The sequence below is a fragment of the Duganella sp. SG902 genome (assembly GCF_013376005.1).
Classification (GTDB): domain Bacteria; phylum Pseudomonadota; class Gammaproteobacteria; order Burkholderiales; family Burkholderiaceae_D; genus Rugamonas.
Window position 1 is genome coordinate 13,693 of the sequence record NZ_JABMJK010000023.1, and the last position, 18,249, is coordinate 31,941.

Below are 18,249 nucleotides of genomic sequence, written 5' to 3' on the forward strand. Positions count from 1 at the left end.
TTCAACGCGCTTATTTGGTCAACACCAATGAGAAGAACGTACGCGAGGGACCGTTGGCCAGTTTGAAAAATATCTTGTTGCGGCCTTGCTTGAAGCGCACTTTGCGTTTTCCCTCGGTCATATTGAAATCACGGGCGTAGGTATTCCGCGTGTCGTACAGATCTCGCCAGAACGAGGTTTTGTTGATGTTGCCACCCACCCAAACCTGCTCGTCGTTGAGCCACACCTGGGCGTCGTCATCCGCGCCGATCCACATCGTCAGCACCTGCTCGCGGTCCATCATGAGTTCGGTGTAGCCGTAGTACACGGCGTCCTCGGCAAAATCGGGCGGCACCAGCGGATAGCTGTCGGCGTTGAGGTAGCGCCACTTCACCACACGGTCGTCCTTGCCCCGATAGGCGGCGTCCAACACCACGCCATCTTCGGGCGGATAGCGGTAATTGGAAAATAGTTCGCTGCCGTGTTTTCCCTCGAATGGTCCGATCAGATACCAGCTGTTGACGTACACGCGGTTGGCAAACTCACCGCCACGGCCCAGCATGCGACCGGCGCCTTTGTGCATGGTACGGGCATCGACCAACGGGATTTGTCCCACGCCCGGCTTGAAGATTCGCTCGCCGTTGCGGTAATAGTGTTGGGAAACGTCCTTTGGCAGCGCGAGGTCGCGATTGATAAATTTGGCGATCCTTTCGACGGTCGCGCCCTCGTCGCGGCCAGGGGTAAGGCTGATGGCGCCATCTTTGGCCTCGTCGCCGCTGGCGCCGCTTCGGACCGCCTTCTCATGTTGACCGCCGCCGTATGTGCTGCCCGAGCTGCTATCCGGCGGCTGTACCGCCACACCGTTCACACGCCGCAGCAGATCTTGCTGCCGTTGCAGCAGCGATGCGCGTGCCCGACGTTCAAGCTGTTCGATCTCCGCCGCCAGCTGTTCCGGCGCCGCGCCCTTCGCTGGCGCCGGGGGCGGGGCCGGCGTATCAAGTTGCTCCAGCGCCTGCTCCTTCGGAATGCTTTCAATGCGCGCGAGCTCCTCGGCCTTGAGCCGCTTTTCCACCTCCGCTATCGAGGTCGATAACTGCCTGGCCTCCTCCAGCAATTCGGCCGGCGCCTTCGGTAGCGAGGTGGCGCTAAAATTCGTCTGGTCCTGACTGGTGCGATCACTCTGCTCCAGCAAATCGCGGATCTGTTTCATATCCAGCACACGCTTTTCCATGCCTGACTGCTTCGTTAATTCAACGCCGGCGCGCACCAGCTCCTGTTGCCGCGCCAGCTCGACCCGATAGGAACCAAAGTAGTAAAGCAGCGCAATCAACACCGCATGCAGCGCCAGCGACACCGTGGTGAAGAGGTGGCGGCGCAGCGGCCCCAGTGCATCAACGAAGGCGGACATCATTGCGCGCTACGCGTGTGCATGGAGATGTTGGTCAACCGCTCGAACTGACACAAATCCAGCACGTGCACGATGTCCTGATACTTGGCCAACTGATCGCCATCAATCCGCACACTACGGGCGGGATTGGCGGCCGCCTCCTGCTTGAGGCGGCCATGGAGGACCTGGGTCGACACCGGCTCACCATCGAGAAACAGCTTGCCGTTCTGGTCTACGCCGATCACCAGCGGCGACGGCGCGGCCTCGTTCGCCTCAAGACTCACCTGGGAAACGGGCAAGGACACCGGCAGTTCGATCTGCTTTTTCACATTGCTTGGCTGTTTGAACGAGGTCGCCACCATGAAGAACATCAGCAGGAAGAAAATGCAGTCGATCAGCGCGATCAGACCGATTTCCGGCTGTTCCTCTTCGCCCAGATTAATGCGCATGGGACACCACCTGCAAATGCTGCGCCGACGCGTCTTTCCCCAGGAACCACTCGTTGATCAGGCCGTTGATCTTTTTTTCCAGCGTCAGCCCGAAGAACGCCTGGCGATTTTTGAAAAAATGGTGCATGGCCAAGGCCGGCAGCGCGACGCACAGGCCGCAAGCGGTGTTGATCAACGCCTTCGATATGCCGCCCGCCAGCAAGGCCGGGTTTCCCATGCCTTCGGAGAAGGCAATCACATGAAAGGCTTCAATCATGCCGACCACGGTGCCAAGCAAGCCGACAATCGGCGCCACCGTCGCCACGATCGCCAATGCATAGGCTTTCTGCTGATGGTGGCGTAATTCAATCGAGGCGAGGTCGCCGGCGCCACTGCTGACGACCGCGTAGCCATGGTGCCGGTGCGTGACAACGTAGGCGATGACGCGGGCCAGCGTGCTGTCCTGCTCCGACAACAATTGTTGCAGCTTGGAGAATTCCTGCGCCGTCCACAGCGGTTTGATGCGCTCGATCAGCCCATCGGGCACAATGTGCCGGGCGCGGAAATTGACCAGGCGCTCGATGGTGACGGCGAGGAACAGAATCGACAGGCCGAGCGTCAACAGGATGGCGCCGCCGCCATCGGCGACCTGTTCGACAATGTTGAAGTCGGCCCCCAGCGCGGCGTGGTGGACGGCGAAGAGAGCCAACGGCGCGGCAATGGCTTTACTCAAACGAATCATGTGTGCTCCTTGGGATGATGGTATTCCCTGGTGCAAGCCCCGTGCCATGCCGCTGGAAACTGTACAAAACCCTATAAATCAAGCACCTGGGCCGGACAGCCCGGCAGCCCTCCGCGCTTTGCACTGCCCGCCTCCGCCCACCTCCGTCCGGAAACGGACACGCGGTTCAGATGGTGATGCCGCTAAGTTAAGCCTTTTTTGACCGCAAACTGATGATTTCAAAGCGCCTTATACCTTCGTATAACTATACGGAACGGGCAAGGTTGACGAGAATGGGTTCATCAACCTCATCTGGAGCCCGACCATGAATACCGCATCCGTCGTTATTGCCGATGTCCACCCGCTGATCCGCGCCGGCATGGCTGCTTTGATCGAGTCCGATGGCAAGTTCACGTTGCTGGGCCAGGCCAGCAACGGCAGCCAGGCCGTGGAGATGTGCGAGCGCCTGCAGCCCGACTTGCTGTTGATGGACCTGAACATGCCCGACTGCGACGGCGTGGAAGCCCTCGGCCGCATCCGCGCCCACCATCCTGACGCCAAGATCATCATCCTCAGCGGCCACGACGGCGAGGACGACGCCGACCGCAGCATGCGCGCCGGCGCCCACGCCTACATGCTGAAGAACGCCCCGCTGGACGATCTGATGACCTGCATCCACGCCGTGCTGCAAGGCCGCAAGTTCATGATGCCGGAGCTGGCGCTCAAGCTGGCCAGCCGCATCCACGGCAACCAGCTGACGCCGCGCGAGCGCGACATCCTCGGCCACTTGGCCAGCGGCATGAGCAACAAGGTGATCGCGCGCGCGGCCGGCATCGGCGTCGGCACCGTCAAGTTCCACGTCAAGAGCATCATGTCCAAGCTCAACGTGTGCACCCGCACCGAAGCCGCCATGGTGGCCGCCCGGCGCGGGCTGGTGCACCTGAACTAGCGGGCCTATCCTAAGGCGGGGGCGCGCGCCAGCGCCTTCCGCTACCATCGGCGCTTCCGTACCACGAGGATCGCCATGAATCATCTGAACAAGCTTCTGCTGGCCTGCGCCCTGGCCATGCCCCTGGCCCACGCCGCCGCGCCGATGGCGCACACGCAGGCACCCGGCTATTACCGCATCATGCTGGACCGGTTTGAAGTCACGGCGTTGTCGGACGGCACCCATCCGTTCCCGGTCGACACGGTGATGACCAACATCAGCCCACGGCAGGCGCTGCAAGACCTTGCCGACGCCGACCTCAAGCTACCGCTGCAAGGCTCGATCAACGCCTTCCTGATCAACACCGGCGACAAGCTGATCCTGATCGACACTGGCGCCGGCGCCTTGTATGGCGACTGCTGCGGCAAGCTGGTCGCGCACCTGCGCGCGGCCGGCTACCAGCCCGGGCAAGTCGACGAGATCTACATCACCCACCTGCACAAGGACCACGCCGGCGGCATCCCGGCCTTCCCCAACGCCGTGCTGCGCGTCTCGCAAGCCGAGGCCGACTACTGGCTGACGCCGGCCAACAAGGCCAAGGCGCCCGCCTTCCTGTCGACCTTCTTCGACGCCGCCCAGGCCGCCGTGGCGCCGTACCAGGCCTCGGGCCGCTTCCAGCCCTACCAGGACTTCGGCCCGCTGGAGGCCGGCATCACCGCGCTGCCCGCGCCCGGCCATACACCCGGCCACGCGGCCTATCTGATCGCCGACAAGCTGCTGCTGTGGGGCGACATCGTCCACGTCGCGCCGATCCAGCTGCCGCATCCGGACGCCACCGTGAAGTACGACAGCAGCGAGTCCACCGCCCAGGCCACGCGCGCCAGCCTGCTGCGGCAGGCGGCCGAAAAACACTGGATCATCGGCGCCGCCCACATCGCCTTCCCCGGCCTCGGCCACCTTCGGCGCTGGCGTGGCGAGTATCAATGGCTGCCGCTTAACTACGACGAGGCACCGGCGGCTCAGCCCTAAGTCGGAACCAGACTTTTGGCAGGGGTGTTTCAAGCGCGCGCTGCTTACACTGCACTTCGCAGTTCTTAATCACTCACACAGGAGCACCTTATGCCGAACAGCAAACTGGCCGTAGACCACGTCATCACCGAGGATGGCACCCGCATTCACTTCAAGGACTGGGGCAGCGGCCCGGCCGTGGTGTTCAGCCACGGCTGGCCGCTGCAGGGCGACGCCTGGGAAGACCAGATGATCTTCCTGGCCAGCCACGGCTACCGCGTGATCGCCCACGACCGCCGCGGCCACGGCCTGTCCAGCAAGCCGTGGAACGGCAACGACATGGACACCTACGCCGACGACCTGGCCACCCTGCTCAACGCGCTGGACATCAAGGACGCCACGCTGGTCGGCCACTCCACCGGCGGCGGCGAGGTGGCGCGCTACATCGGCCGTCACGGCAGCGCGCGCGTGAAGAAGGCGGTGCTGGTGGGCGCGGTGCCGCCGCAAATGGTGGTGTCGGCCATCAATCCGGACGGCTTGCCGATGTCGGTGTTCGACGGCATCCGCGAAGGCGTGCTGAAGGACCGCTCACAATTCTTCAAGGACCTGACCATTCCGTTCTACGGCTACAACCGTCCGGGCGCCAAGGAATCGCAAGGTGTGCGCGATACCTTCTGGCTACAGGGCATGCAGTGCGGCATCAAGAACGCGTATGACTGCATCAAACAGTTCTCGGAAACCGACTTCACCGAGGACCTGAAGAAAATCGACGTGCCGACCCTGTTCATCCACGGCGACGACGACCAGATCGTGCCGATCGGCGCCGCCGCCAAGGCCGCCGTCAAGCTGGTGAAGAACGCCAGCCTGCTGGTGTACGAAGGCGCGCCGCACGGCCTGCCGACCACCCACAAGGATAAATTGAACGCCGACCTGCTGGTGTTCATCCAGTCCAACTAACCCGATAGGGTAATCCGGCTACCGCAACTATGCCGGATTTTCCCCGCTGGCCCTATCCTGCATGATGCGTGATGTCATAACATCACTGTGGATCGCAACATGGCCAGCATGCACCCTCCCCCCGACCTGCGCCCGGCGCGCCTCAACGCGCTGGGCGAATTCGCGGCGTCGATCGCGCACGAGGTCAAGCAGCCGCTGGCGGCGGTGAAGCTCAACGCCGAGGCCTGCCTGGCGCTGCTGGCGCAGGATCCGCCGCGCGTCGACGAGGCGCGCGCCGCGCTGCGCGTGCTCACCGAGGCCAGCGTGGCGGCCGGCGACATGGTGCGCAGCCTGCACGCCATGGCCCGCCGCGCCGAACCTGAACACACCCCGTTCCTCATCGACGACGCCGTGCGCGAGGCGCTGCGGCTGATGCGCGCCGAGCTGCGCCGGCACGACATCGCCCTGAGCGAACACTACGGACTGGAAGGCATCCAGCTGTGCGGCGACCGCGTGCAGCTGATGCAAGCGCTAATGAATCTGGTGCGCAACGCCATCGAGGCGCGGCCGCGCAGGTTGACGCTGCGCACCGCGCTGGCCGGCGGCGCCGCGCGGATCAGCGTGGCCGACGACGGCGCCGGCGTGCCGGCCGCGCTGGCCGAACGCATCTACGAACCATTGTTCTCGACCAAGCCGGATGGCACCGGCATGGGCCTGGCCATCTGCCGCGGCATCGCCGAGGCACATGGCGGGCGCCTGTGGCACAGCCGCGAGGCCGGCGACACCGCTTTTCACCTCAGTTTCAAGGAGCACACCTTATGGACCCCATCTCGATCCTGATCGCGGACGATCATCCCCTGATCCTGGCGGGCTTGAGCGCGCTGCTGGGCGCCATGCCGGAATTCCGCGTGGCGGCGCAGGCCGCCGACGGCGCGCAGGCGGTGGAACTGTACCGCCAGCACCGGCCCGACGTGGTCATCATGGACCTCAGCATGCCGCGCCTGCACGGCGTCGGCGCCATCGAGCGGATTCGCGCCGAGGACGCCAGCGCCAGCATCGTCATCCTCACCACCTACCAGGGCGACGAGGATGTGTATCGCGGCCTGCAGGCCGGCGCCAAGGCCTATCTGCTGAAGGACGCCGAACCGGCCCAGTTGCTCGACTGCCTGCGCACCGTCGCCGGCGGCAAGCAATATCTGCCGCCAACGGTGGCCAACAAGCTGGCCGAGCGCATGGCCAGCAGTCAGCTGTCGCGGCGCGAGCTGGACATCCTGGCCCATATCGCCACCGGCAAGAGCAACAAGATGATCGCGCGCAGCGCCGCCATCGAGGTCGGGACCGTCAAATTCCACGTCAACAACATCCTGGCCAAGCTCAACGTGGCAAGCCGCACCGAGGCCGCCACTGTGGCGGCCCGGCGCGGCTTGCTGAGCGTATTCTAGTCATTCCGGCGCAGGCCGGAATCCATGGAACGCCTCAGGTAAAAGCAAACTCAGCATGGATTCCGGCTTTCGCCGGAATGACGCGGCGATTACTTGGCAGGCACGGCCGGCAGCACCTTGTGGGTGCTGTGGGTGCGTTCCGGCGCCTTGTGCACCATGGTGTAGGCGTAATCCACGCCCATGCCATAGGCGCCCGAGTGTTCGCGCACGATGGCCATCACGGCGTCGTAGGTCTCGCGGTGGGCCCAGTCGCGCTGCCATTCCAGCAGCACCTGCTGCCAGGTCACCGGCACCACGCCGGCCTGGATCATGCGCTGCATGGCGTACTCGTGGGCCTCCTTCGAGGTGCCGCCCGAGGCGTCGGCCACCATGTAGATTTCGTAGTCGCCTTCCAGCATCGCGCACAGCGCGAAGGTGGTGTTGCAGACCTCGGTCCACAGGCCGGCCACGATGACTTTTTTCTTGCCGTTGGCCTTCAGCGCGTCGCGCACCTTCTGGTCATCCCACGAGTTCATCGAGGAACGCTCGAGGATGTCCTTTTCCGGGAACACGTCCAGCAGTTCCGGATAGGTATGGCCCGAGAACGCCTCGGTTTCCACGGTGGTGATGGTGGTCGGGATGCCGAACACCTTGGCCGCCTTGGCCAGCGCCACGGTATTGTTCTTCAACACCTGGCGGTCGATCGACTGCACGCCAAACGCCATTTGCGGCTGGTGATCGATGAAGATCAGCTGGCTGTTGTGCGGGGTCAGGACTTCTAATTTCGGGTGGCTCATGATGGGTTCCAAGTGGTGTAAAAGGAAACCCCATCTTAGGCCGCGCGCGCCCGGAAAACTACTCATCCAAATATAGGCTTTTCTCTTACCCCGGCTCTGCTAAGATGCATTCCATGAAAACACAACTCACCGAACTGGCGCGCGGCCTGCGCGACCTGCACAAACAATTGATCCATCTGGAAACCCAGTATTTCGGCGCCGTCGGCAGCCCGCTGGAGCATTTGCAGTTGATCACCAACCACCCGCATTTCGCCTGGCTGCAAAAGCTGTCCGGCCTGATGACCCAGCTCGACGAGCGCCTCGACGACGCCGAGCCCGTCACGCTGGAGGAGGCCAGGGCCTTCCGCCAATCGGTGGAAATGCTGATCGGCCCGTGCGAGGAAGGCGACCAGGCGTTCCGCGCCAAGTACAACGCGCTGCTGCACGACGGCCCGGAACTGGTGATGGCGCACGGCGCCGTGCGCAAACTGCTGGCCGCGATCGCCTGATCAAGGCTTGATCAGCGCCTGAGCCAGCGTGGCAGCCAGCGTTTCCAGCGCGCCTGCCCGGCGTAGGCGCAGGCCGCCGGCACCGTCAGCAGCACCCGCGTGCCGCCGCTGTCGCGCGGCTCCACCACCACCTGCGCGCCGATGCGCCGGGCGCGCTCGAACAATCCGGTCAAGCCCCAGTGGCCGGCCCGGCCCTGCTGCGCCAGCCCGGGAGCGATGCCCTTGCCATCGTCCAGCACCTGCAGCCTGAACTCGTCCGCCTGGTAGTGCAGCTCCACCTGCACCGCCGCCGCCTCCGCGTGCCGGAACGCGTTCATCATGGCCTCGCGCCCGATCGCGTAGCATTCACAGGCGGCCTGCTCCTCCAGCGCGCGCGGCTTGCCCACGGTGCGCAGGCTGAACACGCTGCGATGGCTCTCCTGCAGCACCTCGCCGATCAGGGCCAGGCTTTGCCCCAGGTCGCCGTCGCGCATGGCGCCGGAGCGCAGGTCCAGCACCTCGTCGCGCCCCTCCTCCATCACCTTGTCCGCCATCAGCAGCACGCGCTCGATCTTCTGCCGGCCGGCCGAATCGGGCGGCAGGCCGCCCAGCGCCGACTGGAAACTCAGCGTCAGGCCATGCACGCTTTGCAGGAAACTGTCGTGCAGCGCGCGCGCGATGCGCTCGCGCTCGGCCATGCGGGTGGCGATGCGCAGCGTCGCCTGCCGCAGCCACAGCCGGTACAGCAGGTACAGCAGGCCGGCCGCCGCCAGCGCGCACAGCGCGTAGAAAAGCGGCGTCTGCGTGAAGGTCGGCAGGATGCGCAGCGCCACCACGGCCTCCCGCTCGCTCCACTGGCCGAACTGGTTGACCGCCGCCACACGGAAGCGGTAGTCGCCCGGCCCCAGCTTGGTGTACGAGACCGCCCGCCGCGGGCCAGCCTCCTGCCATTCGTCATCCACCCCGTCCAGCCGGTAGCGGAAGCGCAACGCCTCCGGCATCGTGTAGCTGAGCGCCGTGTACTCCAGCCGCAGCGAGGTGGTGCCCGGCGCCAGCTCCAGCGGCCGGCTGAAGTCGAGGTGGCGCTTGCCCTGCGCCACCAGCGTTTCGACCTGCGCCTGCGGCGCGTGCGGCAGCGGCGGCGTCGCCGTGCTGTCGAGCCGGACGATGCCGCTGACGCCGGCGAACCATAGCTGACCAGCGGCGTCCGCGATCGCGCTCGGCAGGCGGATGGCGGTGGCGGCGAAGTCGGGATAGCCGTCCGACACGCCGTACAGCACGTATTTGAGCGGTTGCCGTGGCGCCGCCAGCGCGGCTTGCCAGTCGGCCGCGCGCACGTGCACCACGCCCTTGCCGCCATTGAACCAGCGGTCGCCGTTGGGCGTGACCACCATGCCCGACACGCGCGCCAGCACGTCCGGATCGGCCGCCGTGAGGCGATGGAACTGGCCGCCGCGCAACACCGCCAGCCCGACGTTGCCGGCCGCGATCACATCGCGGCCACCGTGCAGATACGTGACGGCGCCGATCTCGTGCTCGCCCTGCGCCGCGTAGCGGGTGACGTGGCCATTGTCGAACCGCAGCACCTCGCCGTCGTTATAGCCAAACCACATGGGGGCGGCGCCGGTGCCCGCGCGTTCGCCGGCGGCGACAAAGAAAATGCCCGGCGGCAGCCCCAGCTCGGCCTGGGTTTGCCATTGGCCGTCATGCAGGCGGAAGGTGCCGCGCCCGCCGATGGTGATCCACACATCGCGTCCATCGTCGAGGATGCGGGTGGCGCGCACCTGGCCGGGCTTGCCGTCGGCGGCCGGCGGATAGGCGATGCGCTCGACCCCGCCGCCGGTGCGGCGCTCGATGTGGTCGGTGCCGGCCAGCAGCAACGCGCCATCGGCGGCATTGGCCAGCACGCCGAACGGGCCCGGCGGCAGACGCTCCAGCAACCTGGCCGGTGCATCGGCACGCAGTTGCCACAGCTCGCCGGTGGGCCTGGCCCAGGCCAGCACATGGCCGTCGGCGCCGCGCGCGAAGCTGAACATGCGCTCGCCGCCACTCAGCCGAGCCTTGGTCAGGCGGTTGTTGCGGAAGCGCTCGACGCCAGCCTGGGTGCCGACCCACATATTGCCGTCGCGGTCCTCAAACAGCACGTTGGCGGTCAGGCTGCTGACCTGCCATGCCTGGTCCAGCTTGCTGTCGGGCGTGGCGATCGGCCGCTGCACGGTGGACGGCCCCAGGCCGACGCCATCGGTGCGGCAGACGCCGGGACAGGCCAGCGTCCAGTAATTGCCGTCGCGGTCGAACAACCCGCTCTCCTGCCCTTCCGCCTGCGCCTGCCAAGAAGCGCGCGGCCGGACCGGGCCGGCGTGCTGGGGCGGCACCGGCACCAGTTGCTCGTGCGTGTCCAGCCAGAGGCGGCCATCCGGCGAGGCACTCAGGTTGACCGCGCTGTAGCCGCTCATCACCGAGCGGAAACGTTGCGCGCCACGCGGCAACACCAGCAACTGCTCGCCGGCCACCACCCATAGCTGCTCATATTGGTCGAGGACCAGGTTGGAGGTGCGCCCCGGCGGCAGGCCCAGCGCCTGGCCGACGTTCTCCCAGGCGCCGTTCTTCAGCTGCAGCAGGCCGTTATTGGTGGAGGCCCACAGCACGCCATCCTCGTCGCGCACCGTGCTCACCACCGGCCCCACCAGCACCTTGCCCAGCATGGACGGTGCATGCTGGAGGTGGCCCTTGCTCAGCAGGCTGACGCCGCCGTAGATATAACCGATCAGCAGGTCGCCATTGCGCAGCGCGGTCAGCGCCGTGATCGGACGCCGCGGCAGCGCCTCGCCGGACAGCGCCTCGAAGCGACGGAACTGCACGCCGTCAAAGCGGTACAGGCCGTTGCTGCTGCCGATCCACAGCCAGCCATCGCTGGTCTGCGCCATGGCGGCGATCTCGCCCGGCGCGCCATCCTTGGCGGTCCAGATATCGTGGTGATAATCGCTGAGGGAAACCTTGCGCTCCAGCGCCCGCGCGCCGGGGGCGCCGATCAGCAAAGCCAACAGGCACAGGAAAATGGAAACGTTAGGCATGCCGGCATCATAGACGAAAATACAAAATGTAAAAACCTATCAATCAGATAGGAACAATAAAATTTACCAATACGCCTACCAGCGTTAATCTGTTCACCACAGCAACCGGAGAATCACCATGAAACGCTTACATGACCTGCCCCTGCCGATCAGCGCCCTTGCCCTGCTGACCGCGTTCGCGCTGGGCGCCCTCGACTTCCACGCCGCCGGCTGGGGCTTCTTTGGCATCGGGGTGATCGCCTGGGTCAAGCTGGACGCCAGGCAATTGCTGAAATCCGACCGCTACGGCCTGCCGCCGGCCCTGGCCTTGCTGGCCTACCCCACGCTGGCCGGCGCCCAAGCCAGCACCGCCATCACCTTCGCGCTGGCCCTGCACGCGCTGGTGGTGTGCCTAATCCTGCTGAGCCGCCATCTCTCGGAAGACATAGCGCAAGGATTTTCTCAGCAAAAAGGGATAAGTCAGCGTATCTAAAGTGGTTTTTTCAGATATCCACATCAACTGTGGATAAGGGTGTGAATAAGGCCCTCTTGACAGTCGAGAACGCCTTTAACGGCGGGCGATACAACAAATTGCCTAATCCACAGGCAGAAATTTCCCCTTTTAAAATCAAATACTTACAAAAGCCAAAAAGTCGCCGCCCGGCGGCTTTTTCGCCGCTTGAAAAAATAATTTATGTGCATAAGTGTGAAGCATGACACCGTTGTTGCGCCGCACAGGGTATCCTTTGACAAAAGTGCTGGCGAGGAATAGTGTCACTCTGGCGTTCGGCCTGTTCGACCTACCTGGGACTTGATGCATGAATCAGAACGACGACGATACCGATTGGATGATAGAGGACGAGGCGCCCGCCGGCCAGCCGCGCACCGGCGCCGCCGCCTCTTCGGCCGCCGCGCCGCCGCCATGGCGCGTGCTGATCGTGGATGACGACGTCGACGTCCACGTGGTCACCAAGTTCTCCCTCAGTAACGCCTGCTTCCAGGGCCGCCGCCTGAGCTTCCTGCACGCCTACAGCGGCGAGGAAGCGCTCAACGTGCTGCGCAACACCCCCGACATCGCGCTGGTGCTGCTGGACGTCATCATGGAAACCAGCGACGCCGGCCTGCACGTGGCGCGCCAGATCCGCGACCAGCTGCACAACCAGCTGGTGCGCATCGTGCTGCGCACCGGCCAGCCGGGCCAGGCGCTGGAGCACAGCATCATCCTCGACTACGACATCAACGATTTCTGGTGCAAGACCGACCTCACCACGCGCAAGCTGTTCACCACCGTGATCTCCTCGCTGCGCGCGTACGCCGGGCTGGAGGAGGCGCACCGCCACACCGCCGCCCTGCAGGCCGAGCTGGACGCGGCGCGCAAGCTGCTGGCGGCGGTCGACCAGCACGCGGTGCTGGTCACCCTCGACAAGCGCGGCCGCATCGCCAGCGTCAACGACAAGTTCTGCGCCGTGTTCCAGTTCAGCCGCGAGGAATTGCTGGGCGCCGATCTGCGCCTGCTGCACGCCCCGCCCTATCCGCAGGACCAGCTGGCGGACGCGCTACAGGCGCTCAAGGATGGCGAGGCCTGGACCGACGTCATCAGCACCTGGCGCCGTGATGGCCAGGAGGTGCGCCTGCGGGTGACCGTCACCGGCGACGACGGCGGCGCCATCGTCGTCGGCAGCGTGCTGCAGGCGCTCAAGAAACCGCTTTAAGTTTCGCTTAAGTGACGGATCCATAAAGCGTTTTTCCGGATATCCACAAATGCTGTGGACAACTATGTGGATATACCCCCATTGACAAGCAAGACAGCCTGTAACGGCGCGGTTTACGACAAACTGCCCATGCAAGAGGCAAAAACAAAGCCCTTAAAAATCAACCACTTAGATTTTCACAGACGGTCACAAGAAAATTTTTCAAAAAAATTCTTGCTAACATGATTTGTGCATAAGTAAACGCCGGCGACGCAGATCAATGCGGCGCTTTTCGGCGCTGATCGGGATGCAATAGCACCCGTTCGATGACTTTGGGGTCGACGTTGTGCGACTTCAGGTATTCGATCGCACACACGGTATTGAAGCTCGATTGCACCGTGAGGCCGCGCTCGACAATGGCGCTGCTATGGTCGTCGTGGCGCTGCTGGAACAGCATGGTCGGCACCGCCGATTCCAGGCTCTGGACTAACGTAACGTTCATCATGATCCTTGGTGAAAAGTGAGGGCTGCCGCCCGATCGTTGATGCGCTCAGGGAGTATGGTCGAGGATAGGAGAAAGTCAATGTCAGCCTCCTATCATTTCGCAATTATAATGAGGCATGACTCCCGACACCACCCGCCCCCGCCCCACCTCCCTGCTGGACCTGTTCATCTCGTTCACCATCCTCGCGCTGCAAGGCTTTGGCGGCGTGCTGGCGGTGGTCCAGCGCGAGCTGGTGGAACGCAAGAAGTGGCTGACGCCGGAGGAATTCGTCGAGGACTGGGCGGTCGCGCAAATCATGCCCGGGCCCAACGTGGTCAATCTGTCGCTGATGATCGGCGACCGCTACTTCGGTCTGCGAGGCGCCCTCACCGCGCTGGCCGGCATGCTGTGCGTGCCGCTGCTGGTGGTGCTGGGCCTGGCCCTGCTGTACGCGCAATACGGCAGCCACCCGGGCGTGGCCGGCGCGCTGCGCGGCATGGCCGCCGTCACCGCCGGCATGATCGCGGCCACCGGCCTCAAGCTGGCCTCGGCCTTGCGCACGCATCCGCTGCCACGCTGGCAAAACGCCCTGATCGCCCTGCTGTGCGTGGCCTTCGTGCTGGTGCTGCGCCTGCCGCTGGCGTACACGCTGCTGATCCTCGGCGGCCTCGGCTACACCCTCACCTACCGCAAGCTCAAGGGAGCGTCGGCATGAACGAGGCGCCCCTGCACATCGTGCTCAGCTTCAGCGACTGGCTGAGCTTGTTCGGCCACTACATGCTGCTGTCGCTGATGTCGATCGGCGGCGCGATCTCCACCACCACCGAGATGCACCGCTACCTGGTGGTCGAACATCATTGGCTGACCCAGGCGCAATTCAACAACGCCATCGCCATCGCCCAGGCCGCGCCCGGGCCGAACGTGCTGTTCGTCGCGCTGATGGGCTGGAACGTGGGATTGAACGCCGGCAGCTATACCCTCGCCCTGGCGGGCGTGGCGGTGACCATGCTGGGCATCCTGATCCCCAGCACCACGCTGACCTACCTGGCGGCGCGCTGGGGCCACCGCAACCGCGAACTGCTGGGCGTGCGCGCCTTCAAGCAAGGCATGGCGCCGGTGGTGGTGGGGCTGATGGTCTCGGTCGGCGTGATCCTGGCCGCCAGCAACGACCAGCCCGCCACCGACTGGCCGCTGTGGCTGGTGTCGGGCGCGGCCGGGCTGCTGATCTGGCGCACCCGCATCCACCTGTTGTGGCTACTGGCGGCGGGCGCGGCGATCGGCTGGTTCCTGCCGGGCTGAACCTCAAGCCGGCGTGTCGCGCCGACTAAACGCCGGATTTTCCGCAAACACCCCCGCGATGAAATCCATGAAGACGATGGCCCGCTTGGGCAGCAGCCGCTGCGCGACGTACACGGCTTGGACCGGCACCGGCGGCGCCGCGTATTCCCTCAAGATCAGCCGCAGATTGCCGTTGTTCAGCCCTTCCGCATACAGCCATTCCGGCCCGTGCGCGATCCCGAGGCCGGCGTTGACGCATTCGCGTATCGCCTCCGGCGAATTGACCCGCAGCCTGCCGGAGACCGGCACATCGGCATCGCGGAAGCGCCACGTGGCGCCGGTCGACAACAGGGTGTAGATCAAGCAATCGTGCGCCTGCAACTCATCGGGCGTGGCCGGGATGCCGCGCCTGGCCAGATAATCCTTGCTGGCAACGCACACGCGCTCGAACATGCCAAGGCGGCGGGCGCGCAACGTGCTGTCCTCCAGATGCCCGATCCGGATCGCCAGCTCCGCCCCCTCGTCAACCAGGTTCACATAGCGGTCATTGATCTGAAGATCGAGCGTCAATGCTGGATACAAGTCCAGGAACGCCGGCACATGCGGCACCACAAAGGTATGGGCCAGCGCGGTGGGACAGGCGACGCGCAGCAGGCCGGACGGGGCGACATTGTCCCGGAACGAAGACTCCGATTCCTCCACGGCGTCGAGAATGCGGCGCGCCTCCGCGTAGTAACGCTCCCCCTCCGGCGTCAGGGCAAGCTTGCGCGTCGAGCGGTGCAGCAGCCTGGCCTGCAAATGCTCCTCCAGCGCCGCGACATGGCGGCTGACGTTCGGCTGTCCCAGGCCCAGGTCGCGGCCGGCGGCGGAAAAGCTTCCCGTCTCGACAGCGCGAACAAAACAGGTCATCAACAGCAGGCGGTCCATGCGGATTCTCCAATTCATGCATTTTGAGCATGAAACATATTCAGAATCTGGATCTTATCAAAGATGCCGCATGAATCCATAGTACTGCTCATGAATAACCTGACGGAGAATCTCATGTCCCGCTTACAAGGCAAACGCACCCTCATCACCGGCGGCACCAGCGGCATCGGCCTGGAAACAGCCCGGCAATTCCTCGCCGAAGGCGCGCGCGTGATCGTCACCGGCGTCAATCCGGACTCCATCGCCAAGGCCCAGGCCGAACTGGGGAGCGAGGTACTGGTGCTGCGCGCCGACTCGGCCAGCGTGGCCGCGCAGAAGCAGCTGGCGCAAGCCGTTCAGCAGCACTACGGCCAGCTCGATGTGGCCTTCCTCAATGCCGGCGTATCGGTCTGGCTGCCCATCGAGGAGTGGACGGAAGAAATGTTCGATCGCTCCTTCGACATCAACGTCAAGGGCCCGTACTTCCTGATGCAGGCGCTGCTGCCGGTGTTCGCGAACCCGGCCTCCGTCGTGCTGAACACCTCGATCAGCGCGCACGTCGGCTCGGAGCGTTCATCGGTGTATGCGGCGAGCAAGGCCGCGTTCCTCAACATGTCGAAGACGCTGTCGAGCGAGCTGCTCGGGCGCGGCATACGCGTCAACGCGGTCAGCCCCGGCCCGATCGAAACGCCGCTCTACGACAAGCTGGGGATTCCCGCGGCTTATCGCGAGCAGGTCAACAAGGAGATCGCCGCGACCATCCCGTTCGGCCGCTTCGGCACGCCCGGGGAAGTGGCCAAGGCCGTGCTGTACCTGGCCTCGGACGAGTCGCGCTGGACGGTGGGCTCGGAGCTCATCGTCGACGGCGGCCGCACGCTCAACGGCTGACGTTCACCCAAGCCCCGCCCTGGAACAGTGCTATTTGTTCTGGTAGCCGCCGTAGTGCCTGACCGGGCTCCAGTCCGGCTGCACCGGCAACCTGGCCGGGGCGTACCGCTGGTACTCGGGCGCGGCGTAGACCACCTTGCCATTGACGATGGTCAGGCTGGCTTCCAGGTTCTTGATCTTCTCCACGTCCATAGTGAAATAATCCTGCGGCAGGATCACCAGATCGGCATACTGGCCCTTGGCCAGCGTGCCCTTCAGCTTTTCCTCGCCGCTCATCCATGCGCTGCCCTGGGTCATCAGCTTGAGCGCCTGGTAGCGGCTCAACACATCCTTGTCCTGCCAGATCTTCAGGCCGCCGGCGGTCTTGCCCGTCACTGCCCAGTAGATCGACGGCCACGGACCATAGCTCGATACGCGCGTGCCGTCGGTGCCGAGACCGACCGGGATCTTCATCTCCAGCATTTTCTTGATCGGCGGCATCTGGCGGGTTTGCTCGCCGTACCGCTTCCAGTACAGTTCGCCCTGGAAGTACATGCGGTCCTGCACCGCGATGCCGCCGCCCAGCGCCTTCACGCGCGCCAGCTGCTTGTCGCTGATGGTTTCGGCGTGGTCGAAGAACCAGCGCAGGCCGTTGAGCGGCGTGTCCCGGTTGACCTTCTCGATCACCGCCAGGTCGCGGTCGATGCTCTCGTCATAGGTGGCGTGGATGCGGAACGGCCAGCGGTTCTTGATCAGCAGGCGCAGCACCGGCTCCAGCTCGCTCTCCATGTGGGCCGGCATGTCGGGACGCGGCTCCAGGAAGTTTTCAAAGTCGGCCGCGCTCCACACCAGGTTCTCGCCGCCGCCCTCGGTGTTGTAGCCGTTGGCGTAGAACAGGTGATCGTTCTTGTCCGGATGGGTTTGCGTCAGCCAGCGCTGGTAGTCTTCCAGTTCCTTGCCCGGCTTTTGCGCGAACAAATAGTAGGAGGTGCGCACCGTCAGCTTGCCGTTTTTCGCCAGCTCCAGGCTAACGGCGTAATCGTCCGGATAAGCCTGGCCGCCGCCGCCGGCGTCGATGGCGCTGGTCAGGCCCAGGCGGTTCAGTTCGGTGTAATACTGCTGGGTCGAGTTCAGCTGCTGCTCGCGCGAGAGCGCGCCGGTCTTGGCCAGCGTGGTGTACAGGATCATGGCGTTCGGCTTGGCGATCAGCTTGCCGGTCGGCTTGCCGTCCGCGCCCAGCTCCACCACGCCATCCTTAAACTTGGTGTCGGCGTTATAGCCCAGCGTCTCGATGCCCTTTTTGTTCAGGAAACCGAGGCCGTACAGATACAGCAGGAATACCGGCTTGTCCGGCACCGCCTGGTTGATTTCCTCCAGCGTCGGCAGACGCTTTTCCTCGAACTGGTATTCGTTCCAGCCGCCGACCACTTTGATCCAGGCGCCCTCCGGCGTGCGCGCGGCCTGCTCCTTCAGCATTTGCAGGGCTTGCTTGAGCGAGGTCACGCCATCCCAGCGCAGTTCGGCGTTGTAGTTCAGGCCTTCGCGGATGATGTGCAGGTGCGAGTCGTTCAGGCCGGGAATCACGGTCTTGCCGGCGGCGTCGATGACCTGGGTGTTGGCGGTCTTGCGCTTGAGGATCTGGGCGTTGCTGCCCACGGCTTCGATTTTGCCGTCCTTGATGGCGAGGGCTTGCGCGAAAGCGCCCTCCCTGGTCATGGTGGCGACCTTGCCGTTGGTGATGATGAGGTCGGTTGCGTGGACGTACGCGGACGACGCGCAGGCGATGGCCGCCGCGACAGCGAGCTGCTTCAATTTCATAACTACTCCCGGAAAATAAAAAACCGGCGCGGGGCAAGCCGCGCCGGCGGCGTCAGAGAATTGAGGCGAGCCCAGTTCTC

The 18,249-nt window shown here is 64.5% G+C and carries 20 protein-coding genes; 12 read left to right on the forward strand and 8 right to left on the reverse strand.

The window, feature by feature from the left end; all coding sequences use genetic code 11:
* Positions 1–10 precede the first annotated feature (10 nt).
* The 3 genes from FHW83_RS28405 to FHW83_RS28415 are packed head-to-tail and all read right to left on the reverse strand — an operon-like array spanning position 11 to position 2,536.
* Entirely contained in the window at positions 11–1,390 is a 1,380-nt protein-coding gene (locus FHW83_RS28405) for a hypothetical protein (protein ID WP_176649719.1), read from the reverse strand.
* Entirely contained in the window at positions 1,387–1,815 is a 429-nt protein-coding gene (locus FHW83_RS28410) for a biopolymer transporter ExbD (protein WP_176649720.1), read from the reverse strand. The genes FHW83_RS28405 and FHW83_RS28410 overlap by 4 nt, the downstream gene beginning before the upstream one ends.
* A complete protein-coding gene (locus tag FHW83_RS28415; RefSeq protein ID WP_218106479.1) occupies positions 1,805–2,536 on the reverse strand; it encodes a MotA/TolQ/ExbB proton channel family protein in 732 nt (243 codons plus the stop codon). The genes FHW83_RS28410 and FHW83_RS28415 overlap by 11 nt, the downstream gene beginning before the upstream one ends.
* 304 nt (positions 2,537–2,840) lie before the next feature.
* On the opposite strand from FHW83_RS28415, the gene FHW83_RS28420 reads away from it, so the two are divergent.
* The 5 genes from FHW83_RS28420 (at position 2,841) to FHW83_RS28440 (ending at position 6,829) form a co-directional block, all read left to right on the forward strand.
* On the forward strand, positions 2,841–3,464 hold the full coding sequence (locus FHW83_RS28420) for a response regulator transcription factor (protein ID WP_176649722.1): 624 nt from the start codon (positions 2,841–2,843) through the stop codon (positions 3,462–3,464).
* A gap of 75 nt (positions 3,465–3,539) precedes the next feature.
* Positions 3,540–4,472 carry an MBL fold metallo-hydrolase gene (locus tag FHW83_RS28425; RefSeq protein ID WP_176649723.1) on the forward strand — a complete coding sequence of 311 codons (933 nt, stop codon included), beginning with the start codon at positions 3,540–3,542 and terminating at the stop codon, positions 4,470–4,472.
* A 90-nt stretch (positions 4,473–4,562) separates the two neighbouring features.
* Positions 4,563–5,408 carry an alpha/beta fold hydrolase gene (locus FHW83_RS28430; RefSeq protein WP_176649724.1) on the forward strand — a complete coding sequence of 282 codons (846 nt, stop codon included), beginning with the start codon at positions 4,563–4,565 and terminating at the stop codon, positions 5,406–5,408.
* Between the two features lie 99 nt (positions 5,409–5,507).
* Positions 5,508–6,227, forward strand: coding sequence for a sensor histidine kinase (locus FHW83_RS28435; RefSeq protein ID WP_176649725.1), 720 nt, complete (start codon positions 5,508–5,510; stop codon positions 6,225–6,227).
* A complete protein-coding gene (locus tag FHW83_RS28440; protein ID WP_176649726.1) occupies positions 6,206–6,829 on the forward strand; it encodes a response regulator transcription factor in 624 nt (207 codons plus the stop codon). The genes FHW83_RS28435 and FHW83_RS28440 overlap by 22 nt, the downstream gene beginning before the upstream one ends.
* 89 nt (positions 6,830–6,918) lie before the next feature.
* On the opposite strand, the gene FHW83_RS28445 is transcribed toward FHW83_RS28440, so the two are convergent.
* Positions 6,919–7,605: a hydrolase gene (locus FHW83_RS28445; RefSeq protein ID WP_176649727.1), complete on the reverse strand. Its 687-nt coding sequence runs from the start codon at positions 7,603–7,605 to the stop codon at positions 6,919–6,921.
* A gap of 113 nt (positions 7,606–7,718) precedes the next feature.
* Here FHW83_RS28445 and FHW83_RS28450 point away from each other — a divergent pair, with 113 nt between their 5' ends.
* Positions 7,719–8,093 (forward strand): hypothetical protein, encoded by a 375-nt coding sequence (locus FHW83_RS28450; RefSeq protein ID WP_229224399.1) that lies wholly within the window; start codon positions 7,719–7,721, stop codon positions 8,091–8,093.
* 11 nt (positions 8,094–8,104) lie between these two features.
* Here the strand turns inward: FHW83_RS28450 and FHW83_RS28455 are convergent, their stop codons facing one another.
* Complete coding sequence (locus FHW83_RS28455) at positions 8,105–11,146, reverse strand: triple tyrosine motif-containing protein (protein ID WP_176649729.1); 3,042 nt, start codon at positions 11,144–11,146, stop codon at positions 8,105–8,107.
* Positions 11,147–11,264: 118 nt separating this feature from the next.
* Here FHW83_RS28455 and FHW83_RS28460 point away from each other — a divergent pair, with 118 nt between their 5' ends.
* The 3 genes from FHW83_RS28460 to FHW83_RS28470 all read left to right on the forward strand — a co-directional run bounded on the left by FHW83_RS28460 (position 11,265) and on the right by FHW83_RS28470 (position 12,837).
* The gene (locus tag FHW83_RS28460; RefSeq protein WP_176649730.1) at positions 11,265–11,618 is read left to right on the forward strand and encodes a hypothetical protein; all 354 of its coding nucleotides are present in this window, start codon (positions 11,265–11,267) and stop codon (positions 11,616–11,618) included.
* Positions 11,619–11,659: 41 nt separating this feature from the next.
* Positions 11,660–11,842, forward strand: coding sequence for a hypothetical protein (locus FHW83_RS28465; RefSeq protein WP_176649731.1), 183 nt, complete (start codon positions 11,660–11,662; stop codon positions 11,840–11,842).
* 101 nt (positions 11,843–11,943) lie between these two features.
* Positions 11,944–12,837, forward strand: coding sequence for a PAS domain-containing protein (locus tag FHW83_RS28470; RefSeq protein WP_176649732.1), 894 nt, complete (start codon positions 11,944–11,946; stop codon positions 12,835–12,837).
* Positions 12,838–13,093: 256 nt separating this feature from the next.
* On the opposite strand, the gene FHW83_RS28475 is transcribed toward FHW83_RS28470, so the two are convergent.
* The gene (locus tag FHW83_RS28475; protein ID WP_229224400.1) at positions 13,094–13,318 is read right to left on the reverse strand and encodes a hypothetical protein; all 225 of its coding nucleotides are present in this window, start codon (positions 13,316–13,318) and stop codon (positions 13,094–13,096) included.
* A gap of 118 nt (positions 13,319–13,436) precedes the next feature.
* Between FHW83_RS28475 and FHW83_RS28480 the strand changes: the two genes are divergently transcribed.
* Positions 13,437–14,015 carry a chromate transporter gene (locus tag FHW83_RS28480; protein WP_176649733.1) on the forward strand — a complete coding sequence of 193 codons (579 nt, stop codon included), beginning with the start codon at positions 13,437–13,439 and terminating at the stop codon, positions 14,013–14,015.
* Positions 14,012–14,599, forward strand: coding sequence for a chromate transporter (locus FHW83_RS28485; RefSeq protein WP_176649734.1), 588 nt, complete (start codon positions 14,012–14,014; stop codon positions 14,597–14,599). The genes FHW83_RS28480 and FHW83_RS28485 overlap by 4 nt, the downstream gene beginning before the upstream one ends.
* A 3-nt stretch (positions 14,600–14,602) precedes the next feature.
* Here FHW83_RS28485 and FHW83_RS28490 read toward each other — a convergent pair whose 3' ends face one another.
* Positions 14,603–15,505 carry a LysR family transcriptional regulator gene (locus FHW83_RS28490; protein ID WP_176649735.1) on the reverse strand — a complete coding sequence of 301 codons (903 nt, stop codon included), beginning with the start codon at positions 15,503–15,505 and terminating at the stop codon, positions 14,603–14,605.
* Between the two features lie 114 nt (positions 15,506–15,619).
* Here FHW83_RS28490 and FHW83_RS28495 point away from each other — a divergent pair, with 114 nt between their 5' ends.
* Positions 15,620–16,372, forward strand: a complete 753-nt coding sequence (locus FHW83_RS28495) for an SDR family oxidoreductase (RefSeq protein WP_176649736.1) — start codon at positions 15,620–15,622, stop codon at positions 16,370–16,372.
* A 30-nt stretch (positions 16,373–16,402) separates the two neighbouring features.
* On the opposite strand, the gene FHW83_RS28500 is transcribed toward FHW83_RS28495, so the two are convergent.
* Entirely contained in the window at positions 16,403–18,169 is a 1,767-nt protein-coding gene (locus FHW83_RS28500) for an amidohydrolase (RefSeq protein WP_176649737.1), read from the reverse strand.
* Positions 18,170–18,249 lie beyond the last annotated feature (80 nt).